This is a genomic window from Piscinibacter defluvii (assembly GCF_004011805.1).
Taxonomy (GTDB): Bacteria; Pseudomonadota; Gammaproteobacteria; order Burkholderiales; family Burkholderiaceae_C; genus Piscinibacter; species Piscinibacter defluvii.
This window is the reverse complement of record NZ_RCHJ01000004.1, coordinates 102,252-127,108: the sequence shown is the minus strand read 5'-3', so window position 1 is coordinate 127,108 and position 24,857 is coordinate 102,252. Positions and strand designations below refer to the sequence as shown.

At 73.1% G+C, this 24,857-nt stretch carries 22 protein-coding genes; 13 read left to right on the top strand and 9 right to left on the bottom strand.

Translation table 11 applies throughout. The features are described from left to right. The first annotated feature begins 57 nt into the window (after nt 1-57). The 11 genes from D9C15_RS13315 (at nt 58) to D9C15_RS13265 (ending at nt 12,784) form a co-directional block, all read left to right on the top strand. Complete coding sequence (locus D9C15_RS13315; RefSeq protein WP_127997966.1) at nt 58-1,020, top strand: ABC transporter substrate-binding protein; 963 nt, start codon at nt 58-60, stop codon at nt 1,018-1,020. 98 nt (nt 1,021-1,118) lie between these two features. Beyond that, nucleotides 1,119-2,624, top strand: a complete 1,506-nt coding sequence (locus D9C15_RS13310) for a sugar ABC transporter ATP-binding protein (RefSeq protein ID WP_240668419.1) — start codon at nt 1,119-1,121, stop codon at nt 2,622-2,624. Beyond that, nucleotides 2,621-3,655, top strand: coding sequence for an ABC transporter permease (locus D9C15_RS13305; RefSeq protein ID WP_127997962.1), 1,035 nt, complete (start codon nt 2,621-2,623; stop codon nt 3,653-3,655). Before D9C15_RS13310 ends, D9C15_RS13305 begins: the two co-directional genes overlap by 4 nt. Continuing rightward, nucleotides 3,652-4,626 carry a galactofuranose ABC transporter, permease protein YjfF gene (yjfF, locus tag D9C15_RS13300; RefSeq protein WP_127997960.1) on the top strand — a complete coding sequence of 325 codons (975 nt, stop codon included), beginning with the start codon at nt 3,652-3,654 and terminating at the stop codon, nt 4,624-4,626. The genes D9C15_RS13305 and yjfF overlap by 4 nt, the downstream gene beginning before the upstream one ends. 47 nt (nt 4,627-4,673) lie before the next feature. After that, nucleotides 4,674-4,856: a hemin uptake protein HemP gene (hemP, locus tag D9C15_RS13295; RefSeq protein WP_127997958.1), complete on the top strand. Its 183-nt coding sequence runs from the start codon at nt 4,674-4,676 to the stop codon at nt 4,854-4,856. Nucleotides 4,857-4,949: 93 nt separating this feature from the next. After that, nucleotides 4,950-6,104 (top strand): DUF2325 domain-containing protein, encoded by a 1,155-nt coding sequence (locus D9C15_RS13290; RefSeq protein WP_127997956.1) that lies wholly within the window; start codon nt 4,950-4,952, stop codon nt 6,102-6,104. A 74-nt stretch (nt 6,105-6,178) separates the two neighbouring features. After that, nucleotides 6,179-6,391: a hypothetical protein gene (locus tag D9C15_RS13285; protein WP_127997954.1), complete on the top strand. Its 213-nt coding sequence runs from the start codon at nt 6,179-6,181 to the stop codon at nt 6,389-6,391. Beyond that, complete coding sequence (locus tag D9C15_RS13280) at nt 6,388-8,523, top strand: TonB-dependent receptor (RefSeq protein WP_127997952.1); 2,136 nt, start codon at nt 6,388-6,390, stop codon at nt 8,521-8,523. Before D9C15_RS13285 ends, D9C15_RS13280 begins: the two co-directional genes overlap by 4 nt. A gap of 12 nt (nt 8,524-8,535) precedes the next feature. Then, nucleotides 8,536-9,723 (top strand): PepSY-associated TM helix domain-containing protein, encoded by a 1,188-nt coding sequence (locus D9C15_RS13275; RefSeq protein ID WP_127997950.1) that lies wholly within the window; start codon nt 8,536-8,538, stop codon nt 9,721-9,723. Next, a complete protein-coding gene (locus D9C15_RS13270; RefSeq protein WP_127997948.1) occupies nt 9,720-11,858 on the top strand; it encodes a TonB-dependent siderophore receptor in 2,139 nt (712 codons plus the stop codon). The genes D9C15_RS13275 and D9C15_RS13270 overlap by 4 nt, the downstream gene beginning before the upstream one ends. A gap of 38 nt (nt 11,859-11,896) precedes the next feature. Continuing rightward, on the top strand, nt 11,897-12,784 hold the full coding sequence (locus D9C15_RS13265; protein ID WP_127997946.1) for a ChaN family lipoprotein: 888 nt from the start codon (nt 11,897-11,899) through the stop codon (nt 12,782-12,784). 10 nt (nt 12,785-12,794) lie between these two features. Here the strand turns inward: D9C15_RS13265 and katG are convergent, their stop codons facing one another. The 5 genes from katG to D9C15_RS13240 all read right to left on the bottom strand — a co-directional run bounded on the left by katG (nt 12,795) and on the right by D9C15_RS13240 (nt 19,725). Further along, the gene (gene katG / locus D9C15_RS13260) at nt 12,795-15,002 is read right to left on the bottom strand and encodes a catalase/peroxidase HPI (RefSeq protein ID WP_127997944.1); all 2,208 of its coding nucleotides are present in this window, start codon (nt 15,000-15,002) and stop codon (nt 12,795-12,797) included. Nucleotides 15,003-15,120: 118 nt separating this feature from the next. Beyond that, nucleotides 15,121-16,164 (bottom strand): DUF1513 domain-containing protein, encoded by a 1,044-nt coding sequence (locus D9C15_RS13255; protein ID WP_240668402.1) that lies wholly within the window; start codon nt 16,162-16,164, stop codon nt 15,121-15,123. Nucleotides 16,165-16,166: 2 nt separating this feature from the next. Next, nucleotides 16,167-17,177, bottom strand: coding sequence for an imelysin family protein (locus D9C15_RS13250; RefSeq protein WP_127997940.1), 1,011 nt, complete (start codon nt 17,175-17,177; stop codon nt 16,167-16,169). Further along, on the bottom strand, nt 17,174-18,562 hold the full coding sequence (locus D9C15_RS13245; RefSeq protein WP_127998796.1) for a di-heme oxidoreductase family protein: 1,389 nt from the start codon (nt 18,560-18,562) through the stop codon (nt 17,174-17,176). The genes D9C15_RS13250 and D9C15_RS13245 overlap by 4 nt, the downstream gene beginning before the upstream one ends. Continuing rightward, nucleotides 18,562-19,725 (bottom strand): imelysin family protein, encoded by a 1,164-nt coding sequence (locus D9C15_RS13240; protein WP_240668401.1) that lies wholly within the window; start codon nt 19,723-19,725, stop codon nt 18,562-18,564. The genes D9C15_RS13245 and D9C15_RS13240 overlap by 1 nt, the downstream gene beginning before the upstream one ends. Nucleotides 19,726-19,874: 149 nt before the next feature. Between D9C15_RS13240 and D9C15_RS13235 the strand changes: the two genes are divergently transcribed. After that, nucleotides 19,875-21,278 carry a carbohydrate porin gene (locus D9C15_RS13235; protein WP_127997938.1) on the top strand — a complete coding sequence of 468 codons (1,404 nt, stop codon included), beginning with the start codon at nt 19,875-19,877 and terminating at the stop codon, nt 21,276-21,278. 24 nt (nt 21,279-21,302) lie between these two features. Here the strand turns inward: D9C15_RS13235 and D9C15_RS13230 are convergent, their stop codons facing one another. The 4 genes from D9C15_RS13230 to D9C15_RS13215 are packed head-to-tail and all read right to left on the bottom strand — an operon-like array spanning nt 21,303 to nt 24,018. After that, nucleotides 21,303-21,701 (bottom strand): hypothetical protein, encoded by a 399-nt coding sequence (locus D9C15_RS13230; RefSeq protein ID WP_127997936.1) that lies wholly within the window; start codon nt 21,699-21,701, stop codon nt 21,303-21,305. A 31-nt stretch (nt 21,702-21,732) separates the two neighbouring features. Further along, complete coding sequence (locus tag D9C15_RS13225) at nt 21,733-21,939, bottom strand: hypothetical protein (RefSeq protein WP_127997934.1); 207 nt, start codon at nt 21,937-21,939, stop codon at nt 21,733-21,735. Nucleotides 21,940-21,964: 25 nt separating this feature from the next. After that, entirely contained in the window at nt 21,965-23,170 is a 1,206-nt protein-coding gene (locus D9C15_RS13220; RefSeq protein WP_127997932.1) for a DUF4382 domain-containing protein, read from the bottom strand. Continuing rightward, on the bottom strand, nt 23,167-24,018 hold the full coding sequence (locus D9C15_RS13215; protein WP_127997930.1) for a DUF6502 family protein: 852 nt from the start codon (nt 24,016-24,018) through the stop codon (nt 23,167-23,169). Before D9C15_RS13215 ends, D9C15_RS13220 begins: the two co-directional genes overlap by 4 nt. 168 nt (nt 24,019-24,186) lie before the next feature. On the opposite strand from D9C15_RS13215, the gene D9C15_RS13210 reads away from it, so the two are divergent. Then, nucleotides 24,187-24,852, top strand: coding sequence for a DsbA family oxidoreductase (locus D9C15_RS13210; RefSeq protein WP_127997928.1), 666 nt, complete (start codon nt 24,187-24,189; stop codon nt 24,850-24,852). Nucleotides 24,853-24,857 lie beyond the last annotated feature (5 nt).

Below are 24,857 nucleotides of genomic sequence, written 5' to 3'. Positions count from 1 at the left end.
CGGCCTGCCGGCACGGCCCACCCTCGACGACACGCCGTCCACCCACCAGGAGACAAGATGAACAACACCCGTCGACACACCCTCGCGGCGCTCGCCGCGGTCCCGGCCGCGCTGGCCTTCCCGACGCTCGCCCGTGCGCAGGGCAAGATCGTGCTCGGCTTCTCGCAGATCGGCGCCGAGTCGGAATGGCGCACCGCCAACACCGAGTCGATCAAGGCCGCGGCCAAGGAGCACGGCATCGAGCTGAAGTTCTCCGACGCGCAGCAGAAGCAGGAGAACCAGATCAAGGCGATCCGCTCCTTCATCGCGCAGAAGGTGGACGTGATCGCCTTCTCGCCGGTGGTCGAGTCGGGCTGGGGCACGGTGCTGCGCGAGGCCAAGGCGGCGAAGATCCCGGTGATCCTGACCGACCGCGCGGTCAACGAGAAGGACGATTCGCTCTGGGTCACCTTCATGGGCTCGGACTTCGTCGAGGAAGGCCGCAAGTCCGGCCGCTGGCTGCTCGAGAACTACAAGGGCCAGGGCGACGTGAACATCGTCGAGCTGCAGGGCACCGTGGGCTCGGCGCCGGCGATCGACCGCAAGAAGGGCTTCGAGGAGATCATCAAGGCGCAGCCGCGCTTCAAGATCATCCGCTCGCAGACCGGCGACTTCACCCGCGCCAAGGGCAAGGAGGTGATGGAAGCCTTCCTGAAGGCCGAGGGCAAGAAGATCAACGTGCTGTACGCGCACAACGACGACATGGCGATCGGCGCGATCCAGGCCATCGAGGAAGCGGGCCTCAAGCCGGCCAAGGACATCATCATCATCTCGATCGACGCCGTGAAGGGCGCGTTCGAGGCGATGATGGCCGGCAAGCTGAACGTCAGCGTCGAGTGCAGCCCGCTGCTCGGGCCCCAGCTGATGCAGGCGGTCAAGGACCTGAAGGCCGGCAAGACGCTGCCGCGTCGCATCGTCACCGAGGAAGGCATCTTCCCGATGGAGGTGGCGGCCAAGGAATTCCCGAAGCGAAAGTACTGAGCTTCGACGACAGTTTGGTTGGCGGTGTCTCCACCGACCAGGGTTGGCCTGCGCGTGCGTGAGGGTGCGCGCAGGCCCTTTTTCGTGAGGGTTGCGCCATCGATCCGATCCTCGAGCTGAAGGGCGTGAGCCGCTCCTTCGTGGGCGTGCAGGCCTTGCAGCAGGCCGACTTCCGCCTGTTCCCGGGCGAGGTGCACGCGCTGATGGGCCAGAACGGCGCGGGCAAGTCGACGCTGATCAAGGTGCTGACCGGCGTGTTCCCGCCCGACGCGGGCCGCATCACGCTGGCCGGGCGGGAGGTGCGTCCGGCTTCGCCGCACGAGGCGCAGGCGCTGGGCATCGCCACCGTCTACCAGGAGGTCAACCTCTGCGCCAACCTGTCGGTGGCGGAGAACATCCTGGCCGGCCGCATGCCGCGCCGCTTCGGGCTGATCGACTGGCGCGCCGTGCGGCGCGAGGCCCGTGCCGCGCTCGAGGCGCTGCAGATCGAGGTCGACCCGGACCGCCTGCTCGGCGAGTACCCGGTCGCGGTGCAGCAGATGGTGGCCATCGCGCGCGCGGTGAGCCAGCAGGCACGCATCCTGATCCTCGACGAACCGACCTCCAGCCTCGACGAGGCGGAGACCGAGCGCCTGTTCGCCGTGATGCGGCGGCTGAAGGCGCGTGGTGTCGCGATCCTGTTCGTCACCCACTTCCTCGCCCAGACCTACGCAATGGCCGACCGCATCACGGTGATGCGCAACGGCCGCGTGGTCGGCGAGCACCTCGCGCGCGACCTGCCGCGCCTCGCCCTCGTCAGCGCGATGGTCGGGCGCAGCCTGCAGGAGGGCGACCTCGCGGCGCAGCGCCCCGCGCAGGGCGAGAGCCGCCCGCTGCTGGAGGCGCGCGGACTGGGCCGGCGCGGCAGCGTGCTGCCGCTGGACCTGGACGTGCGCTCCGGTGCGGTGCTCGGCCTCGCGGGCCTGCTCGGCTCGGGCCGCACCGAGACCGCACGGCTGCTGTTCGGCGCCGACCGGGCCGACAGCGGCAGTCTCACGCTCGACGGCCGGCCGCTGGCCCTGCATTCGCCGCGCGATGCGCTGCATGCCGGCCTGGCCTTCTGCCCCGAGGAGCGCAAGACCGAAGGCATCGTCGCCGAGCTGAGCGTGCGCGAGAACATCGTGCTGGCGCTGCAGGCGCGCCGCGGCGTGTTCCGCCACCTCGCGCCGCGCGAGCAGCGCGCGCTGGCGCAGCGCCTGATCGAGCAGCTCGGCATCGTCACTGCGGACGCGGAGACGCCGATCGGCCAGCTTTCCGGCGGCAACCAGCAGAAGGCCATCCTGGCGCGCTGGCTGGCCACCGGGCCGCGCGTGCTGATCCTGGACGAACCGACCCGCGGCATCGACGTCGCGGCCAAGCAGGAGATCATGCAGCGTGTGCTGGCGCTGTGCGGCGACGGCATGGCGATCGTCTTCATCTCGGCCGAGCTGACCGAGGTGCTGGCCACCAGCCACCGCGTGGCGGTGCTGCGCGAGCGCCGCAAGGTGGCCGAGCGGCCCGCGGCCGAGCTCGACGAGGCCGCGGTGATGGCCATCGTCGCCGGGCACGAGGAGGCGACCGCATGAACGCCAGGCGCTGGAGCGAACATCCGCAGTTCTGGCCGGTCGTCGTGCTGCTGCTGCTGCTGGCCATCAACGGCGTGCTGAATCCGTCGTTCTTCACGCTGACCTGGCGCGATGGCCACCTCTACGGCGCGCTGGTCGACATCCTGAACCGCGCCGCGCCGCTGATGGCGGTGGCGCTGGGCATGACGGTGGTGATCGCCACGCGCGGCATCGACATCTCGGTGGGTGCGACGGTGGCCATCGCCGCCGCGGTGGCCGCCGCGCTGATCGGCGGGCACCTGGTGATCGTCGACGGCCAGCAGACCTACGTGACCCGCACCTCGCTGCCGCTGGCGCTGGCCGCGGCGCTCGGCGTGGCGATGCTGTGCGGGCTGTTCAACGGCGTGCTGGTGGCCGCGGTGGGCATCCAGCCCATCATCGCCACGCTGATCCTGATGGTGGCCGGGCGCGGCATCGCGCAGCTGATCACCAACGGCCAGATCATCACCATCTACTACAAGCCCTACTTCTTCATCGGCGGCGGCTGGTTCCTGGGCCTGCCGTTCTCGCTCTGGCTGGTGGCCGGGCTGCTGGCGGTGATGGCCTGGCTCAAGCACCGCACCGCGCTCGGCCTGTTCATCCAGGCCAGCGGCGGCAACCCGGCGGCGGCGCGCCTGGCCGGCATCAACGCGCGCGGACTGCTGGTCGGCGTGTACGCCTTCTGCGGCCTGACCGCCGGCCTGGCCGGGCTGATGATCAGCTCGAACGTGAAGAGCGCGGACGGCAACAACGCCGGCCTGCTGCTCGAACTCGACGCCATCCTCGCCGTGACGCTGGGCGGCACCTCGCTGCTCGGCGGACGCTTCAGCCTGCGCGGCAGCGTGCTGGGCGCGCTGATCATCCAGACCCTGACCACCAGCATCTACTCGCTCGGTGTGCCGCCGGAGGTGAACCTGGTGGTCAAGGCGCTGGTGGTGTTCGCGGTGTGCCTGCTGCAATCGGCCGAGGCGCGGGCCTTCGTGCGCGGCCTCTGGAGGCGGGCACCGGCATGAGGCTCAACGCACAGACCCTGCCGAGCTGGGTCGCCGTGGTGCTGTTCGGCGTGATGTACCTGGCCGGCTCGCTCGCCTACACCGGCTTCTTCTCCGGCCAGGTGTTCCTCAACCTGCTGATCGACAACGCCTTCCTGCTGGTGGTGGCGATCGGCATGACCTTCGTGATCCTGTCCGGCGGCATCGACCTGTCGGTCGGCTCGGTGGTGGCGCTCACCACCATGGGCCTGGCCTGGGGCGTGGAGCGGGCGCACTGGTCGCCGTTCGTGCTGGTCCCGCTGCTGCTGGCCGCGGGCACGCTGTTCGGCGCCGGCATGGGCTGGGTGATCCAGCGCTTCCAGATCCCGGCCTTCATCGTCACGCTGGCCGGCATGTTCCTGGCGCGCGGCCTGTGCTACCTGATCAGCATCGACTCGATCGCCATCTCGGACGAGCGCCTCACCGCCTGGTCGCAGGCGCGCCTGCCGGTGCCGGGGCTGGGCGAGGTGTCGCCCGGCGTGCTGGTCGCGCTCGCGGTGCTGCTGCTGGCGGTCTGGCTGGCGCACGGCACCGGCTTCGGCCGCAGCGTGTACGCGCTCGGCGGCAACGAGCGCTCGGCGCTGCTGATGGGCCTGCCGGTGGCGCGCACGCGCATCGCGGTCTACGCCGTCAGCGGCGGCTGCGCCTCGCTCGGCGGCGTGCTGTTCGGCATCTACACGCTGTCGGGCTACGGCCTGCATGCGCAGGGGCTGGAGCTCGACGCGATCGCCGCCACCGTGATCGGCGGGGCACTGCTGTCGGGCGGCGTCGGCTACGTGCTCGGCACCCTGACCGGCGTGCTGATGCTCGGCGTGATCCAGACGCTGATCATGTTCGACGGCTCGCTCAGCTCGTGGTGGACGCGCATCGCGATCGGCGCGCTGCTCGGGCTGTTCTGCGTGCTGCAGCGGGTGATGGAGCTGTTGCACCGGGGGCGCACCAGCCCCGGCTGACCTGCTGGTGTTGCAAATGCGACTGGTTCTTATTTAGAATCTTTCGCATGTCGACACCACCCGCCCCCGCGCCGCTTGCCCCGCTGCCCGGGGCGCGCCCGGACCTGCCCTTGCCGCGCTGGGACAGCCAGACGCTGCTCGGTGCGCAGCGCGAGGCGGTGATCGAGCACCGGGGAGAGCACTACCGCCTGCGGCTGACGGCCGCCGGCAAGCTCATCCTGACCAAGTAGTTCCTTCGCTCTGCCCGCGGCCAGGTGGCCGCGCTTTCGCGCACCAGCCAGCCGACGCCAGCCCGTGCCCCCTTTCGAGGACACGCACCGGCCATGTCGGACGCACCCCATCCCGCCGCGCAGGCCTGCTGCCCGCCGGCCCTGATTTGCCCGCCGGCGACCGCGGCCGGGAGCCGGCGGCGCCGGCTGTGGGAGCTCTCGCCGCGCGCCCACTGCCCGGTGGTGGGCGTGTGCCTGAGCCTGGCCGCGCTGCGCCGCCTGGCCGGCAAGACCTTCGGCGGCGAGGTGCTGGCCGACGACTACGCGCTGCACAGCGGCGCGGTGCAGGACTGCCTGCAGCGCAGCCCCCTGGCCGAGGCGCTGCAGCGCGAGCTGGACCGGCGTCACGCGCTCGCGCTGCGCCGCGTGGCCGCGCTCAAGACCACCGACGCGCTGCGCGCCTGGTGGCAGGACGCCCAGCAGGGCGACGACCTGGCCGGCGCGCTGTGGGCCACGCTGACCCATGCGCGCTGCGACGAGGCCTTCGAGGAGCAGGTGCTGCACGACATCCACCTGCGCCAGCACCAGCTCGGCGAACGCCAGGGCGAGGAGCGGCGCCGCCTCGCGCAGCTGCAGCAGGCGCAGGCCGCGCTGGCCGCCGAGCTGGCCCAGCTGCAGCAGCGTTCCGCCCGTGCCGCCGCCGAGCAGGCGCGCAAGATCGAGCAGCTGCAGGGCGAACTGCTGTCGCGCCGCGCCGAGCTGATCGGCCGGGACACGGTGATCGCGTCGGTGTGGGACCAGCTGCGCCAGCACGAGGATGCGGGCAGCGCACGCGACCGGCGCGCCGAGCTGACCGAGGCGCTGGAGCGCCAGCTCGGGCGCAACCGCGTGCTCGAGCGCGAGCTGGCGCAGGCCCGCGCGGCGCTGGAGGCCGAACGCCGCCGCGCCGCCACGGCCGAAGAGGCGCTGGCGCGTGCCGCGGCCGTGCGCACCGCGCCGGCGCAGCCCGCCGACGAGGTGGCGCCGGCGCTCGGCGAGCGCGCGGTGCTGTGCGTCGGCGGGCGCGTCGCCAGCGTGCCGGTCTACCGGCGCCTGGTCGAGCGCCTCGGCGGCCGCTTCCTGCACCACGACGGCGGCGAACACGACCACCCCGGCCTGCTGGACCACACGCTGGCCAGCGCCGACCTGGTGATCTGCCAGACCGGCTGCATCAGCCACGACGCCTACTGGCGCGTGAAGGACCACTGCAAGCGCACCGGCAAGCGCTGAGTGTTCGTCGACAACCCGAGCCGCAGCGGGCTGCAGCGGGCGCTGCGCTCGCTGGCGCAGGCCGGGGAGGCGGCATGAACACGCGCCTGTGGGGCTGGCCGGTCGCCCTCGGCCTGCTGTGTGCCAGCGGGCTGCTCAGCGCCCTGGTCTCGGACGGCTGGGGCGATGCCTGGGCCTGGCTGGCGCTGGGCCTGCCGCTGGCCGTGATCGCGCGCCACCTCCTCGTTGCCCCGCCGCGCGCGAGCGACCCCCTCGAAACATCCGACACCCCCCACGAGCCCCTATGACGTACCACCTGCCGGTCACAGCCGTCGCCCTGGCCGCCGCGAGCCTGCTCGTCCAGGCCCAGACCGCAGCGCCCGCCGCGCCTGCCGCGGCGGCCAGCGCGCCCGAGACCACGCTGCCGGCGGTCACCGTCAGCGCCAGCGCCGACGCCTCGGCCGGGGGCCTGACGGCGCCGTATGCCGGGGGCCAGGTGGCGCGCGGCGGGCGGGTCGGCGTACTGGGCAGCCAGGACCTGATGGACACACCCTTCCACACCACCAGCTACACCCAGACGCTGATCCAGGACCAGCAGGCCACCAGCATCGGCGACGTGCTGCGCAACGACCCGGGCGTGCGCATCGCACGCGGCTTCGGCAACTACCAGCAGGTCTACCTCGTGCGCGGGCTGCCGGTGTTCTCCGACGACGTGGCCTACAACGGCCTGTACGGCCTGCTGCCGCGCCAGGTCCTGGCGGCCGAGCTGGTCGAGCGGGTCGAGGTGCTGCGCGGGGCGAGCGCCTTCCTCAACGGCGCGGCGCCGGGCGGCAGCGGGCTGGGCGGCTCGATCAACGTGGTGCCCAAGCGCGCGCCCAACGAGGCGCTGACCACGCTCACGCTCGGCGCCGACAGTGGCGGCCAGGGCCAGGCGGCGGCCGACATCGCGCGCCGCTTCGGCCCGGACCGCAGCGTCGGCCTGCGGCTGAACGCGGTGCGGCGCGACGGCAGGACCGAGGTCGAGAACGAGACACACGCGCTGAGCCTCGTCGCGCTCGGCCTGGACTACCGCGGCGCGCTCGTGCGCGTGTCGGCCGACCTGGGCTGGCAGGACTTGCGCCTGCACGGCGCGCAGCCGAGCGTGACCTTCGGGGCCGGCGTGCCCATCCTCGCGGCACCCGAGGCGCGGCGCAACGTCGGCCAGGCCTGGACCGCGTCGACCGAGCGCGACACCTTCGGCACGCTGCGTGCCGAGCTCGACCTCGCGCCCGACTGGACGCTGTGGGCTGCCTACGGGCAGCGCCGCGGCGACGAGAGCAACGATCTCGCGAACCCGACCGTGGTCGACGCCGCCGGCACGCTGAACTTCCTGCGTTTCGCCGGGACCCGGCGCGACCGCATCGCCACCGGCGAACTCGGCGTGCGCGGCACGCTGAAGACCGGCGCCGTCGGCCACGCGCTGGTGCTGTCCGCGGCGCGCTACCGCGCGAAGACCAACGCGCCGTTCGACTTCTCCGACTTCGCCGGCGTCAGCGCCGGCACGCTCCATGCACCGGTCGCGTTCGACCCGCCGGCGCTGGGCGCCTTCCCGGGCGAGACGATCAGCGACACGAAGACCGCGAGCCTGGCGGCGGCCGACACGCTGGCACTGCTCGACGACACGCTGCGCCTGACACTGGGTGCGCGCCACCAGCGCATCGAGGACGGGGCCTACGACAGGAGCCGTGTCACGCCGGTGCTGGGGGCGGTGGTCAGGGCGGGCAGGTCGCTGTCGCTGTACGCCACCTACGTCGAGGGCCTGGTGAAGGGCGACACCGCCCCCGCGCAGGCCGGCGGTGCGCCGGTCGTCAACGCGGGCGAGGTGTTCGCGCCCTACCGGACCCGGCAGACCGAGGTCGGCGTGAAGCTCGACGCGGGCCGCGTGGGTGCCACGCTGAGCGTGTTCCAGGCGCGCAAGCCGATCTACGGCGTGGACGCGCAGAACCGCTTCACCGAGACCGACCGCCAGCGCAACCGCGGCCTGGAGCTCTCGGTCTACGGCGAGCCCGCCGCCGGGTGGCGCCTGCTCGGCGGCGCCAGCCGGCTCGACACCGACGTGGGCGGCAAGCAGGCGATCGGCGCGCCGAAGACCCAGTTCAACCTCGGCACCGAGTGGGACCTGCCGGCCTGGCCCGACCTGGCGCTGAACGCACGCGTGCTGCATACCGCAGCGCAGTTCGCCGACGCGGCCAACACCCAGGGCGTGCCGGCCTGGACGCGCCTGGACATCGGGGCCCGCTACCTGCTCGCGCTCGGCGCGCAGCAGGTGGCGCTGCGCGCGCGCATCGACAACGTCGCGGACCGCAGCTACTGGGCCTCGGCCGGCGGCTACCCGGGGGCGGGTTACCTGGTGCTGGGCACGCCGCGCACGTTCGTGCTGTCCGGCTCGGTCGATTTCTGAGGGCCGACCACCATGGCAAGCGCCCGCGCCCTGCGCACCTGGACCTGGCTGCACACCTGGAGCAGCCTGGTGTGTACCGTCTTCATGCTGCTGCTGTGCCTGACCGGCCTGCCGCTGATCTTCCACCACGAGATCGGCCACCTGACCGGCACCGAGGTCGAGGCCCCGGACATCGACCACCGCGGCCCGCGCGCCAGCCTCGACGCGGTGCTGCAGGCGGCCCGCGCGCGCCACCCGGAGCGTGTGGTGCAGTTCGTCTCGCAGGACGAGGACGACGACCGCATCTGGTTCGTCACGCTGACGCCGACGCCGGAGCCGACCGACGACTTCCGCTCCGTGGCCGTCGATGCACGCACGGCGCAGGTGCTGGCCGAGCCGCGCTTCGACGAAGGCTTCATGTGGGTGATGTTCAAGCTGCACGTGGACCTGTTCGCCGGCCTGCCGGGCAAGCTTTTCCTCGGCGCGATGGGGCTGCTGCTGGTGATCGCGATCGTCTCCGGCGTCGTGCTGTACGCGCCCTTCATGCGCAAGCTCGAGTTCGGCACGGTGCGGCGCGACCGCTCGCCGCGGGTCCGCTGGCTGGATCTGCACAACCTGCTGGGCATCGTCACGCTGGTGTGGGCGCTGGTGGTCGGCGCGACCGGCGTGATCAACACCTGGGCCGACCTGCTGGTCAAGGCCTGGCAGGTGGAGACCATGAACACGCTGCTCGCGCCCTACCGCGGCCAGCCCGTCGTGCCGCAGGCCCGGCGCGGCCCGGTGCAGCGCGCGCTCGACGTCGCGCTGGCGCAGCAGCCTCACAAGCGGCTGTCGTTCATCGCCTTCCCGGGCACGGCGTTCTCGAGCCCGCACCACCACACCGTGTTCCTGCGCGGCCAGACGCCCCTGAGCTCGAAGCTGCTGCAGCCGGTGCTGGTGGATGCCCGCAGCGGCGAGGCCACCGCCGCCCCGACGCTGCCCTGGTACCTGACCGCGCTGCTGGTGTCCCAGCCGCTGCACTTCGGCGACTACGGCGGCCTGCCGATGAAGATCCTCTGGGCACTGCTCGACCTCGTGACCATCGTCGTGCTGGGCAGCGGCCTCTACCTGTGGCTCCAGCGCCGGCAGCCGCGCCCGCTGCCCGACGAGGCGCGCGCCGCGCCCGGCCCCGCCGGCGCGACGACTCGCTCCCTTTCCGAACCGCAAGGAACGCTTCGATGACTCCACCCTCCCGCTGCGCCGGCCGCTGGCTGCTGGCGCTCGTGCCCTTGCTGGCCGACCCGGCGCTGGCGCAGGCCACGCCGGCGCCGGCCGCGGCCGCCTCGGCCCCCGAGGCCACGCTGCCCGCCGTGCGCGTGCGCGCCAGCGCCGAACGCGAGAGCCCCACCGGCCCGGTGAGCGGTTACCGTGCCACGCGCAACCTCGGCGCGAACAAGACGGACACGCCGATCGCGGAGACCCCGGCGGCGGTGACCGTGATCACACGCGACCAGATGATCGATCAGGGCGCCACCAACCTGCAGGACGCGCTGAACTACGCCGCCGGCGTGCGCTCCGACGCCTACGGGCTGGACTCGCGGACCGACTCGGTGCGCATCCGCGGCGGTTATCCCGACGAGTACCTCGACGGCCTGCGCAAGCTGTTCAACTGGTACACGAGCAACGGCCGCACCGAGCCCTTCACGCTCGAGCGCATCGAGGTGCTGCGCGGCCCCTCGGCGCTGCTGTACGGCCAGGGCAGCACCGGCGGCGTGCTCAACATGGTCAGCAAGCGCCCGCAGGCGGAAGCCGCCGGCGAGGTCGGGCTGCAGCTCGGCAGCTGGCAACGCCGCCAGCTGCAGGCCGACCTGACCGGCCCGCTGACGGCCGACGGCCAGTGGCTCTACCGCCTCGTGGCGGTGGCGCGCCAGGCCGACACGCAGGTCGACTTCGTTCCCGACGACCGGCGTGTGTTCGCCCCCTCGCTGACCTGGCGCCCGAGCGCGGCCACCTCGCTCACGCTGCAGGGCCTGGTGCAGCGTGACCGCACCGGCTCGACCTCGCAGTTCTTCCCCTGGGAGGGCATGGTCTCGCCGAACCCGAACGGCACCTTGCCGACGAACCGCTTCATCGGCGAGCCGGGCTGGGACCGCTACGACACCGACCGCGAGAGCTTCGGCTGGCTGTTCGAGCACCGCCTCGACGAGGCCTGGACGCTGCGCCAGAACCTGAGGTGGAGCCGCAACGAGGTCGACTACCGCTCGCTCTACGGCGATTCGTTCTCGCTGCCCGGCAGCTGGGCCGGCGACCCCGTCGGCAAGCGCCTGTTCGGCCGCTACGCCTATGCCGACCTGAACAAGGTGCGCCTGCTCGCGACCGACCAGCATGTCGAAGGCCGGCTCGTCACCGGCGCGGTGCGCCACACCTTGCTGGCCGGGCTGGACGCCGTGCGCTTCACGCAGAACGGCCGCACCGGTTTCGACGCACCGGTCTACGCCGGCGGCACCGTACCGCTGATCGACGCCTACGACCCGGTCTACGGCGGCTTCACGCCGCCCGAGATGTTCGACAAGGGCGAGTCGGGCCAGCGCCATGTCGGCCTCTACCTGCAGGACCAGATGACGCTCGGCGAGCGCTGGATCGTGGTCGCCGGCCTGCGCCACGACCGCGCGACCAGCGAGCCCGCGCCCGGCACGCAGGAGAAGACCAGCGCGACCAGCAAGCGCCTGGGCCTGATGCACCGATGGGGCAACGGCTGGGCGCCCTACCTGAGCTACAGCGAGTCGTTCACGCCGGTGGCCAACATCGGGGCGCGGTCCTTCGACCCGCTGCGCGGGCGGCAGTGGGAGGCCGGCGTCAAGTACGAACCGCCGGGTGGCGATGCCCTGGCCTTCAGCGCGCTGGTCTACGACCTGAAGGAGAAGAACGGCGTGGTCGAGGTCACGCCCAACGTCTACGCGCAGCTCGGCGAAACCTGGGCGCGCGGCGTCGAGCTCGAGACCAGCGGCCGCCTGGGCGCGGCCATCGACCTGCTCGCGAGCTACCAGTACACCGAGCTCGACCCGCAGCTCGAGAACACGCCGCGCCACCAGGCCTCGGTGTGGGCCAAGTGGCGCTTCACGCTGGCCGGGCTGCCGGGCTTCTCGGCCGGCGCCGGCTGGCGCTTCCTGAGCGCCTACGCCGACGGTGCCGCCCCCGAGGTGCCGGCGGTGAACCTGCTCGACCTGATGTTCGCCTGGGAGTCCGCCCACTGGCGCGCCGCGCTGAACGTCAACAACGCGACCGACAAGGTCTACGTCTCGAACTGCCTCGCACGTGGCGACTGCTGGTGGGGCGCGCGGCGCAATGCGGTGGCGTCGCTGACCTACCGCTGGTAGTCCGCGGGCGCGGGGCGCGCCTGCGTCAGAATCGGTGCGTGCTGATCCGGTCGCTGCGTGGGGTGCTGGTGCTTGCGCTGCTGGGCGGCTGCGCGGGGCTGCACGCGCCCGCGCAGCGCATCGTCGAGACCACCAGCGGCCGCAGCCTCACGCGCGCCGAGCTGATGGAGCGCCTGCGTGCCAGCGACGTGGTGCTGCTCGGCGAGCTGCACGACAACCCCCACCACCACGCGATACGCGCCGAACTGCTGACCGCGCTGGGCGCGCCGACGACGGTGGTGGTGGAGCAGCTGCCGCGCGGCGCGGCGCCGGCGCTGCCGCCGGACGCCGACCGGGCCGCCCTGCGGGACGCTCTGGTGCGCGCCGGCTTCGATGCCGAGGGCTGGGCCTGGCCCGCGCACGAGCCGGTGTTCGCCGCGGCGGCGCGAGCCGGTCATGGCGTGCGCGGCGGCAACCTGCCGCGCGAACTGGCCCGCCGCCTGGCCCGCGAGGGGGGCGAGGCGCTGCCGGCCGAGCTGCGTGCGCCGGTCGACGCCGCGCCGCTGGCGCCGCAGGCGCGCCGTGCACTCGAGGACGACCTGCAGCAAGGCCATTGCGGCCAGCTGCCGGCCGCGCGCATGCCGGGCATGGTGTGGGCGCAGCGCGGGCGCGACGCCGCGATGGCACAGGCCCTGCGCGAGGCCCTGGTCGCCCAGCCACGCGGACCGGTGCTGCTGATCGCCGGCAACGGCCATGTGCGGCGCGACTACGGCGTGCCGCAGCTGCTGGCGCCGCAGCTGCCGGGCCGGCGCCTGCTTGCCGTCGGCTTCGTCGAGCCGGGCCAGGCCACCACGGCGAGCGAGTACGACCTGGTCTGGGTGACGCCGGCCGCGCCCCGCGACGACCCCTGCAAGGGTCTGCAGATAAAGGGCGCGGCGGCGTCCTGAGCCGTGCGGCTCAGCCCAGGTCGAAGCGGTCCAGGTTCATCACCTTGGCCCAGGCGGCCACGAAGTCCCGCACGAACTTCGCCTCGCCGTCGGCGCAGCCGTAGACCTCGGCCAGCGCGCGCAGCTGCGAGTTCGAGCCGAACACCAGGTCGGCCGTCGTGGCGGTCCACTTCAGCGCGCCGCTCTTGCGATCGCGGCCCTCGAGCACACCCTCCGTCGCTGACTTCTGCCACTGCGTGCCCATGTCGAGCAGGTTGACGAAGAAGTCGTTCGACAGCGTCTCGGGCCGCGTGGTGAACACGCCGTGCTTCGACCCGCCGGCGTTGGCGCCCAGCACGCGCAGGCCGCCGACCAGCACGGTCATCTCGGGCGCGGTCAGGCGCAGCAGTTGCGCCTTGTCGACCAGCAGCTCCGGCACCGCGGCCTCCAGCCCCTTGCGCACGTAGTTGCGGAAGCCATCGGCGCGCGGCTCGAGCACCGCGAAGGACCCGACGTCGGTCTGGTCCTGCGACGCATCGGTGCGGCCGGGCGCAAAGGGCACGCTGACCGTGTGCCCGGCCTTCTGCGCCGCCGCCTCGATGGCGGCGCCGCCGGCCAGCACGATCAGGTCGGCCAGCGAGACCTTCCTGCCGCCCGCGGCCGAGGCGTTGAACTCCTTCTGGAGGCCTTCCAGCTTCGCGAGCACCCGGCCCAGCTCGGCCGGGTCGTTGGCGGCCCATTCCTTCTGCGGCGCGAGGCGGATGCGCGCGCCGTTGGCGCCGCCGCGCTTGTCGCTGCCGCGGAAGGTCGAGGCGCTGGCCCAGGCCGTGCGCACCAGCTGGCCGATCGACAGGCCCGAGGCGAGCACCTTGGCCTTCAGCGCCGCGATGTCCTGCGCGTCGACCAGCGGATGGTCAACGGCGGGCACCGGGTCCTGCCACACCAGCACCTCCTCGGGCACCAGCTTGCCGAGGTAGCGGGCACGCGGGCCCATGTCGCGGTGCGTCAGCTTGAACCAGGCCCGCGCGAAGGCGTCGGCGAAGGCCGCCGGGTCCTGGTGGAAGCGGCGCGAGATCTTCTCGTAGGCCGGGTCGAAGCGCAGCGACAGGTCGGCCGTGGTCATCATCGGCGGGTGCTTCTTCGACGGGTCGTGCGCGTCGGGAATCAGGTGTTCCGGCCTGCAGTTCTTCGGCGTCCACTGGTGCGCGCCGGCCGGGCTCTTCGTCAGCTCCCACTCGTAGCCGAACAGCATGTCGAAGTAGCCCATGTCCCATTTCGTCGGGTTGGGCTTCCACGCGCCTTCGATGCCGCTGGTGATCGTGTGCACACCGCGGCCCGTGCCGAGGCTGTTCTTCCAGCCCAGGCCCATCTCCTCGATGGGGGCACCTTCGGGTTCGGGGCCGACATGGCTCTCGGGCCCGGCGCCATGCGCCTTGCCGAAGGTGTGGCCGCCGGCCACCAGGGCCACCGTCTCCTCGTCGTTCATCGCCATGCGGGCGAAGGTCTCGCGCACGTCGCGACCTGAGGCCACCGGGTCGGGGTGGCCGTCGGGCCCCTGCGGGTTCACGTAGATCAGGCCCATCTGCACCGCGCCGAGCGGGTCGGCGAGCTGGCGGTCGCCCGAGTAGCGGCTGTTCGCCTCCTGGCTGGTGGCGAGCCACTTCATCTCGGTGCCCCAGTTAATGTCTTCCTCGGGTTCCCAGATGTCCGGCCGGCCGCCGGCGAAGCCGAAGGTCTTGAAGCCCATCGACTCGAGCGCGACGTTGCCGGCCAGGATCATCAGGTCGGCCCAGGAGAGCTTGCGGCCGTACTTCTGCTTGATCGGCCACAGCAGCCGGCGCGCCTTGTCGAGGTTGCCGTTGTCGGGCCAGCTGTTCAGCGGCGCGAAGCGCTGGTTGCCGTGGCCCGCGCCACCGCGTCCGTCGGCGATGCGGTAGGTGCCGGCGCTGTGCCAGGCCATGCGGATGAACAGGCCGCCGTAGTGGCCCCAGTCGGCCGGCCACCAGTCCTGCGAATCGGTCATCAGCGCGCGCAGGTCATTCACCACCGCATCGAGGTCGAGGGTCTTGAACTCCTTCGCGTAGTCGAAGCCCGCCCCCATCGGGTCGGACTTGGGCGAGTGCTGGTGCAGGATGGCGAGGTTGAGCTGCTCGGGCCACCAGTCGCGGTTGCTGCGGCCCCCGGCCTTCGCGTTGCTCGGTGCGGCGTGCGGGAACGGGCACTTCGCTTCGTTCGACATGCTGAACTCCTTCGGCTGTGGTGTGGGAAAGGCCAAGCCAGTCTAGGAGCCGGGTGCGGCAGTCTCAATGCAAGCGGGCCAATGACACTGATAGGCACGCTGATGTGAACCATCCCGCTCAATCGCGCGACAGCCAGTGGTTGTCCAGGCGCAGCGCGCTGGTCACGCGGTGGGTGGAGCCGGTGTCGGTGGCCTGAAGCACCTGCCCGTGCCCGCCGGCCCACCAAGCATCGCGCGGACGCGCGGCCAGCGCACAGGCCTCGGGCAAGGCGTCGAAGCCGCCCCAGGTGCCGTCGCTGCGCCAGTGCGCGAGCCCGCCGGCGCGTGTGGCGGCGAGCACGAAGCCCGCGCGGGTGGCCGCGATGTCGCCCGCATAACCCGCCAGCGGACGCGGTGGTTCGACCCCACGCAGCGCGTGGCCATCGAACAAGGCCAGCAGCGGTGCCGCGGCCCGCCGCGCCACGTCGTCGTGCTCGGACTGCAGCGCGATGCCGACGGTGCCGTCGGCATGCCGCGCGAGGTGGCGGATCGACAGGCGCGGGTCGGGCAGTCGCCACTGCCCGAGCAGCGTGCCGCGGTGTGCGTCCAGGCGCACCAGCGACGGGTCCATGCGATCGAGGTCGAGCTTCAGGCGCCCGCTTTCCGGCCGCGTCGGCACGCCGCCGTTGGCCACCAGCAGGCTGCCGTCGGCATCGGACAGCAGCTGGTGCGGGTCGATGCCGTGGCTGGGCCCGTCGGCCAGCGGCGCGAGGCTGCGTGCATCGCGGCGCACCACGCGGCCGGCCCCGCTGTCGAGCTCGGCCTCGGTCGTGTAGAGCGCGCCGTGCGCGGCGATCACGTGGCCGCAGAAGCGCCGCTCGGGTTCGCTCCAGCACCATTGCGCGGGCGCGCCGGCGCGCCAGCGCAGCAGCCATTCGCCCGGGCGGCGCGCGACCACGAGCAGCGCACCATCGGGCTCGATCCACAGGCCGTGGGCACGCGTGGGCAGCTCGATCGAGCGCAGCACCTGCAGGCGGCCGCGCTGCGGCTGCAGCCAGCCGGCATGGTGGCGGCCCTCGGCATCGTCCCAGGCGGCGGCCAGGCGCGGCATGCTCGCGGCCCGGGTCGGCGCCGCGGCCAGCAGCAGTGCAGCGCTGCCGGCGAGCCAGTCGCGCCGGTGCATGCTCAATCGCCGTCGGCGTCGGAGAAGCCGACCCGCACGTCCAGCGCCGGGGCCAGCTCGGCTTCGGCGAGGGCCTTCAGCGCAGCGAGCTGGCGCGCCGCCCGGCGCAGCGCGGCCGGGCTGCGGCCACCGTCGCGCAGCGGAGCGTCCACCCGCAGCGCGGCCTGGCGCAGGCGGTCGGCCAGCGGGTTGAGGCCCTGGCCGCGCAGCACCGTCTCCCACGGCGCCAGCCCCGCGCCCGGCGGCGGCGCGGCCGCACCGGCGAACAGCGCCAGCCCGCGCAGCGCGCGCCAGCGTGCTGCGCGCTCGGCCGCGTCGCTGCCGCTGCGGTGGCGCGCAAAGGCCTGCGCGCCGCGCGTGAGGCTTTCGCGCAGCGGTCGCTCGATGGCCTGCAGGCGCAGCTGCTCGAGGCCGCCGATCCACTGGTTCAGCAGTTCGCCGAACAGGCCGGCGAGCGTCGTGTCGTCGGCATGTTCCAGCCCACCGAAGTCCTGCGCCAGCGCATCGGCCTCGCGCTGCAGGTCCAGCGCCGCCTGCAGCGCGTAGGCGCAGTCGGCCGGCGCAGGGCGCGGCGACCACAGCAGCGCCTCCAGCGCCGCGAAGCCCTTGGCCGCGCTGCCGATGCGCTCCATCGCCGCCTCGTCCTGCGGGGCCGATTCGACGGCACGCGCCAGCAGCGCCGGGCGCACCGGCTGGAAGTCGATGCGGCGCGCCGAGCGGCGCTGCAGCAGCGGACCGAAGGCGATCGCGTTGAGCTCGCTCCACGCCACCAGTGCCTCGCGCCAGGCGGCACGCGCGGCCGGTCCGCAGCGGTCGCGCAGCGTCGTGACGAGCGCGCCGGCGGCCTGCGCGAAGGCGCGTGCGCGCGGCAGGGTGGCATCGTGCAGCAGGCCGCGCACCACCGCCGCCGGCGAGTACACCGGCACCGCGACGCGCCGCCAGTCGCCCTGGGCCGAGGCGCGTGGTGCGCCGGCCAGCAGCAGCACGGCGGCTGCCGCCTCGCGCCGCCTCACAGCGACTCCACGAAACGCACCAGCGCCTCGCGCTCGGCACGCCGCATCTGCAGCACGATGTTGCGGCTCGCCTCGGCCTCGCCGCCATGCCACAGGATGGCCTCCAGCACGCCGTCGGCGCGGCCGTCGTGCAGCAGGCGGCGGTGGCCGTTGACCTCGGGGATCAGGCCGATGCCCCACAGCGCCGGCGTCTTCCACTGGCGTCCGTTCGCCTCGCCGTCGGGCCGGCCGTCGGCCAGCGCCTCGCCCATGTCGTGCAGCAGCAGGTCGGTGTAGGGCCAGATCGTCAGGCCGGCCAGGCGTGGGCTGGCCATGGCGGGCAGCGGGCTGCTGCCGGTCAGGTAGCTGGGCCGATGGCAGGTGCCGCAGCCGGCACGCTCGAACTGCGCCTGGCCCTGGCGCAGCTGGGGGTCGGCGGCCCCGCGCCGCGCGGCCGGCGCCAGCGTGGCCTGGTAGAAGACCACGTCGGACAGCGTGCGCGCATCGATCTCCGGCGCGCCGTCGTGGCCGCCGCGCGGCGCGGCCAGGCAGTCGGCCTGGGCGGGCGTGCAGGCCTCCTGCGGGTGCTGCTCGGAGGTGATGCCGATGTCGCCGTGGAACGCGCCGGCGGTCTGGTGCGCGAGCGTGGCGACGTTGGCCTTCCAGCCGAAGCGGCCGATGCGCTGCGACTGGCTGAAGTCGTCCCACACATGGTTCGGCCGTCCCTTCACCGGGCCGGGGGCGGCCGCCTGCGCGGCGGCATTGGCGAGGATCTCGGCCTCCGGGATCGCCTCCAGCAGGCCGACGCCGGCCAGTTGCGGCGCGATGCGCGGCGAGACCAGCGTGCCGCGCGCCAGCGGCCCGTAGGCGAGCCGGTCGATGCGGTAGATCGGCTGCTGCAGCCGGTACGGCGTGCCGTCGGCGAAGCGACCGCGGATCGTGCGCTGCGTGATGCGCACCCGGCCTTCGGGCCGCACGCCCTGGACCGCGTTGTTGTTGAGCTGGTCGCCATAGGTCGGCTCCGGCTGTACGCCGCCCTGGCGCCCGACCCCCGGCACCGACAGGCGCAGCAGCAGCGCCACCGGCGGCTCGCCGCGCGCCGGCGGTGCGCCGCGGCCGTCCTGCACGTGGCAGCCACCGCAGGAGCGGGCGATGAAGTGCGGCCCGAGCCCGTCGCGCGCGCGGGTCGAGGCCGGCGCCTCGACCCAGTTGCGGCGGAAAAAGCTGTTGCCCACGGCGAAGCGGGCGCGCTCGGCGTCGTCCAGCGTGGCAAGCGGGAACGAGAAGGCGTTGCGCCCGGTGGCGAACACCGTGGCTTCGCCCGCGGTGCGCTCCGGCGGCGCCTCGTCGCCCCAGGCCGGCGCGGCCAGGCCGGCGGCCAGCAGCAGCGGCGTCAGCAGCCGCATCACGTCGGCTTGACCAGCGTGAGGCGCGTGATGCCGATCGCCGCGGCGGCCTCGACCAGGTCCTTGGACTGCTGCACCAGGCTGTCGATGGTCTTCTGGATGCGCTGCCGCCCGGGGGCGTCCCGGCCGCCGATGATCTCGCGGTCGAACGGCGCCTGGATCGCCTCGGCGGCGCTCACCGAGGCGGCGATCTGCCGGCTCACGCGCTCGGCCAGCGCGGCGTCGCGCGTCGCCACCAGCGCGGCCGGCGACGGGCCCTCGAGCAGGCTGCCGTCGCGGCGCTTGAAGCGGCCCTCCCAGACATTGCGGATGCCGCTGGCATTGGCCACGATGTCGCGATGCGTGTTGTCCGAGAAGCAGGAGTGCTCGTCCTCCTGGTCCTGCGTGTTCAGCGCCACCTCCATGCGCTCGCCGGCCAGCTCGCCGCGCGACAGCGAGCCGAGCCCGACGATGATCTTGCGGATCGACTCGAGCCCGCCGCGCTCGAAGCCGGCGCGGTAGTTGCGCGTGTTGGGCGCCCAGGCCGCCGCCAGGTAGCGCAGGTCGTCGATCAGCAGCTCGGTGACCAGCAGCAGGTACTGGCGGCGCCGGTCGGCGTTGGCGGCCTGGCCGTCGACATAGTCCGCGAACGGGCGCTTGCCCGGGCCCGCCTCGTCCTGGTCCTGGCCCCAGAGCAGGAACTCGATGGCGTGCCAGCCGCAGGAGATGTTCTCCTCGCCGCCGCGCTCGTTGTAGCGCGACAGCACCGCCTTCGACAGCGCGACACGCCGGTCGTTGACCAGGCCCGCGGCAGGCTTGCCCCTGACGTAGTCGACATAGGCCTCGTCCAGCGGCCAGGCGTTGAGCCGGCCCTCGGGTCCCTTGTCGTCGTCGATCGGGCCGCCGTAGAAGCGGAACGCCTCGGTCAGGCCGTACCACTCGCGGGCCGCCAGCCAGGCCCGCCGCGTCTGCGCCAGCCCGTCGGCGGTCGGCGCGGCCACGAAAGCCTGCACGGCCTTCTGCAGCTCGAGCGCGGCGTCCAGCGCATCGCGGTAGCTGGCTTCGACCAGCGCCGCATGGTGCTGCGCCACCGCGGCGGCGTCCACGCCCTCGGCCCGCAGCGCGCCGCTGCCCAGGACGGCGGCCAGCGCCACGGCGCTGCGCATGAAGTCGCGTTTGTGCATCGATGTCTCTCCTCGGCTGACGGCGTCGTATCCTGGATCGGATTGGGGTTATGATAAATGAGAACGATTTGTGTTTGTAGTCATTCTAGGCCCACAAGGAGGGAGCGATGACCTAGCCGGTCGGAGCGACCGCGCGTCGCGCGAGGAACATGGGCGTGCTGCTGCTCGGCCTGACCCTGGGCCTGTCGGCCCGGGCGGCCGACGACGCGGTGGCCGCGCAGCTGCGCCAGGTGCTGGAGCGGTTGACCCAGCTCGAGCAGCGCAACGCCGAGCTGGAGCGCCAGCTGCGCGCGCTGCAGGCGCCGGCGGCGGCCGCCTCGGCGGCGCCCGGCGGCTGGGGCACCGCGCGTGTGCAGCAGCTCGAGCAGCGCGTCGATGCGCTGACGCGCAGTGCCGAACCGGTCGAGGAGGCGCCGGCGGACGGGCCGACGATCGGGGCGAGCGTCGTCGCCGTCGGCCAGCGCGTGAACGCCGGCGGCAGTGCCGACGGCCGCGATGCCACGCGCCTGGGCTACCGCGGCGATCTGACGGTCGAGCTGCCCGCCGGTGCCGTGGGCGACGCCCAGGCGACCGCGTTCGCGCACCTGCGCTTCGGCCAGGGCCCCGGCGTCGCGCTGCGCCCGACCCACACCAGCACGGTCAACTCGGTCGGTTTCGAGACGGCCGCCGGCCCGGACGACTCGTTCGCGATCCTCGCCCAGGCCTGGGTGCAGCTGGAGTGGACGCTGGATGCCGGCGGCTTCAACGACCAGAAGGGCCGGCGCGTCGAACTGACCGCCGGCAAGATGGACCTGTTCGGCTTCTTCGACCAGAACGCGGCGGCCGGCGACGAGGCCACCCAGTTCCTCAACAACGCCTTCGTGCACAACCCGCTGCTCGACTCCGGCGGCGACATCGGCGCCGATGCGTACGGCTTCGCGCCGGGCCTGCGGGCCGGCTACTTCGACACCGACGGTTCATGGGCCTGGGGCGCCTCGGTCGGCGTGTTCGGCGCCGGGGCGGGGGCGAACTTCAGCGGTTCGCCCGGGCGCCCGCTGGTGATCGGCCAGTTCGAGCTGGCGCCGCTGCAGATCAACGGCGAGCCGCGCGCCAGCTACCGGCTCTACGCCTGGAGCAACGGCCGCACGCTCGGGCTGGACGAGCAGCGCCAGCGCCACACCGGCGTCGGCGTGTCCGTCGACCAGCGCGTCGGCCGCGAGTGGAACCTGTTCGGGCGCTGGGGCCGGCGCCTGCGCGGCGACGGCCACTTCGACCGCGCGCTCACGCTCGGGTTCGAGCATGGCGGGCGCGCCTGGGGACGCGGCCACGATGCGGTCGGCCTCGCGCTCGGACGGATCGGCACGGACGGCGCCTGGCGCGCCGCGACGGCGGATGGGACGCTGGTCGGCTACGCGGCCGGCGGCAGCGAGACGCTGGCCGAGCTGTACTACCGCTGGACGCTCAACGAGCACATCGAGCTCTCGCCCGATCTGCAGTGGATCCGCCGCCCGGGCGGCGACGGCCGGGCGCCCGCGCTGCGCGTCTTCGGCCTGCGCGCGAGCGTGGGCTACTGAGGCGGGCCCGCGGGGCCGGGACGATCAGTCGTCGCGGTGCTTGCCCTTGCCCTTGCCGTGGCCGCGGCCGGGATGGTCGTCGCCACGCCCGCGGCCGCGCCGCTCGTCCCAGCGCTCGACGACCCACTGCTCCTGCACGAAGTACACCGGCTGGCCGCAGGCGGCGTAGCGGCGGCAGTGCTTGCGCCAGTCCTTCTGGTGGCCCGGCGGCACGTAGAGGTAGACCGGGCGCTGGTAGACCGCCACCGGCGTCGGCGCGATGACCACCGGCTGCGGGTAGATCACCGGCGGCGGCGGGAAGTTGCCGATGTCGATGCGGCCGTAGACGCCGGGTTGGTGGATGCCGATCGAGACGCCGACGCTGGTCTGCGCGAGGGCGGGCGCGGCCGCGAGGGCCAGGGCCAGGGTGGCAAGGGTCTTCATGCGGGGAGGCTCCAGGAGAGGCCGGTGCGGGTCAGCGCGCCGGCGCTTCGATGTTGGTGTCGGGCCACTCGGTCTCGGCCCACTCGGTGGGCGGGTACAGAGTGTCCGGGTGGGTGTCGTCCCGTTCGAACGGCAGGCTCGACGTGCCGGCGCGCCGCAGCGCCGCGTCGCGTGTGCGGAAGAAGTGCCGCCAGTGGCTGATCTCGCGGGCGGCGGACAGGACGCGTGTCTTCATCATGCGGGTTCTCCTGAAATTGTCGCCATCAGGGGAAGACGAAGGTAACCGGAGGTACCGGCGCCACGTTGACGTCCACCTCGGCCGCCTGCGCCACGCCGCCCGACACGGCCTCGAGGGTGTAGAGGCCCGCCGCGCCCGGATCGGCGGTGAAGGTGATGGGCGCGTTCGCCGGTGCCGGGTAGGCGGTGCGCAGCGGTGCCGCGAGGCCCAGCGCGGTGACGAAGCCGCCGGTGTCGCCGTCCACCGGCACGAAGCCGATCTCGACCGTCGGGCCGCCGGTCAGCGACTGCAGCACGCGCACCGTGGCATCGACCGGCTGCACGCTGCCCGACACCGTCACCGGGGCCGAGGCGGCCGCGGCCGGGGCCAGCGGGAACTGCTGCGTGCTGACCGTGGTCGGCGCGGCCGCCGTCACCGGCACCCCGGTCATCACCGCGGTGGCATGGGTCGGCGAGGTCAGCACCAGGGTGTAGTTGCCCTCGGGCACCGGGCGCAGCACGAAACGGCCCGTGCTGTCCGGGATGGTGGCCTTGACCAGCGTCGGCGGCACGCCGCTGGCGGCGGTCTGCACCGAGACCGCGGTGTCCGGCCCGACCAGCGCCGGGTCGACATAACCGACCACGCGCAGGCCGGCGTCCGACAGCACCGGGATCACGCTGATCACCGGCTTCAGGTTGTACCGGCCCGAGTTGCCGCGCTTGACGACCGACCGGCAGGCGTCGAAGTCGAGCACCACGTCGAGCACCTTGCCCGCCGGCACCTCGACGTCGGCGTTGAGCTTCAGGCCGCTTTGCTGGGCGCTGGGCGTGGTCAGGGCGATCTCGTCGCCGCTGCCAGAGAGCACCACCGAGTTGGCCGGCGGGCTGGTGCCGGCGTTGTCGGCCAGCACCAGGCGGATCTGCTGGTAGGTGCCCGCGGGCAGCTCGATCTCGCCGAGCTCCTCGAGCGCCCCGTTGGTCAGGGTCAGCAGGTCGATGCGGCGCGCCGGGTTCAGCACGATCTCGGACCAGCCGGTCGGCTCGTCCGGGCTGGCGCTGGCGCTGCGGTGCACGCGCACCTTCTCGACCGTGATGTTGACCTCGTCGTAGCCGCAGGCCGGGGCGTCGGTCACCGACACGCGCATCGTGCCCATCGGCGCGCCCGTGCCGCCGATCCCGCCGCCGCCGCCGCAGCCCGCGGCCAGCATGGCGATTGCACCGGCCAGGCCGGTCAGCCAACGACGCATGTTCATGGCAGTTCTCCTTGGGAGTCCGGGGTCGAGCCGCTGGCCGGCCCCTCGAAGTAATGGATGCCGACGCCGACCCGCCGCCGCTCGGGGCCCGAGCCGTCGGCCGGGATGTCGCTGTCGTGGGCCAGCAGCCAGCGGTCGAGCCGCTCGAGCAGGGCCTGGCCCTGCGCCGCCGCGAGCTTGCGGAAGGCCGGCAGCGCCGTGACCGGAATGCTGTGGTACATCACCTTGCGCTGGAAGCGCGGGTCGGCCTCGCCGTGCTCCATGTTGTGGCCGATGGTGGCCACCAGGTCGGCCACGTCGACGCCCAGGATGGCCAGCTTGTCGGCCGCGCTGCGCTGCGGCACGTAGGCGCGTGTCACCAGTTCGTGCTGACCGTCCTCGCGTCGCCGCACCGCGCCGACCCGCACCAGCTCGTCCAGCACGGCCCGCGCCGGCATGTCGCCGCTGTAGCGCCGCACCAGTGCCGCGAAGCCGGTGTCGCCATCGAAGGGCAGGGCGCGCGGCTCGCCGTCCTCGCCCAGGAACTCGGTGTCGCGTGTCCAGCCGGTCAGCACGCGCGCGGCGCGGTTGTAGCGCTCGCCGCTGTCGCCCTCGTAGCCGGGCGCCTCGGCCAGCAGGCGCTGCACCTCCTTGCGCGTCAGGCCGGAGAGGATGGAGGCGCGCGAGATCGAGGGCTTCTTGCCCTCGATCGCGAACTCGTTCATCGCCACCTCGACGTAGACCCGCTTGGCCAGCTCCTCGAAGGCGACGAAGGACATCGACTGCCGCAGCAGCACCCGGAACAGCGGGCGCAGCAGCTTGCGCAGGGCGGCCGTCAGGACCTGGTGGGTGTGGGTCGCGATGTCCATGATTGGGAAAATTATCCCAAATCTTTCGGCCCTGCGCCCCTCGGATGTGTACGCATGTGTCGAGCCGAGCGTCACCGGTTGACGTAAGTGGGCACAAGCTCTTGTGATTTCGCAGCGAACGCGATCCCGCACGGCGCGTGGCCGGCTCCGCCGCCCTAGACTCCCGGCATGAGTCGTCCCGCCCTGACCCTGGACTTCGTCTCCGACGTCGTCTGCCCCTGGTGCGCCGTCGGGCTGAGCGCGCTGGAGATCGCCCTGCAGCGCCTGGCCGGCGAGATCGACGTGCAGCTGCACTTCCAGCCCTTCGAGCTGAACCCGCAGATGCCGCCGGAGGGCGAGGACATCGTCGAGCACCTGACACGCAAGTACGGCATCACGCCGGAGCAGGTGCGGCGCAACGGCGACGCGTTGCGCGAACGCGGCGCGGCGGTCGGCTTCGCGTTCGACCTGCAGGCCCGCTCGCGCACCTGGAACAGTTTCGACGCGCACCGCCTGCTGCACTGGGCCGGCACGACCGACCCGGCCGCGCAGCGGGCCCTCAAGCACGCGCTGCTGCGGGCCTACCACGGCCGTGGCGAGAACCCCGGCGCGCGCGAGGTGCTGCTGCGCTGCGCGGCCGAGGCCGGGCTCGACGCCGACGCGGCGGCACGGGTGGTCGACAGCGGCGCCTTCGTCGCCGAGGTGCGCGAGCGCGAGCGCCACTGGCAGCAGCTCGGCATCACCGCGGTGCCCTCGGTGGTGGTGAACGGGCAGCACCTGATCCAGGGCGGGCAGCCGCCCGAGGTGTTCGAGCGGGCGCTGCGCCAGATCGCCGGACTGCGCGCTTTCGCCTGAGCGAG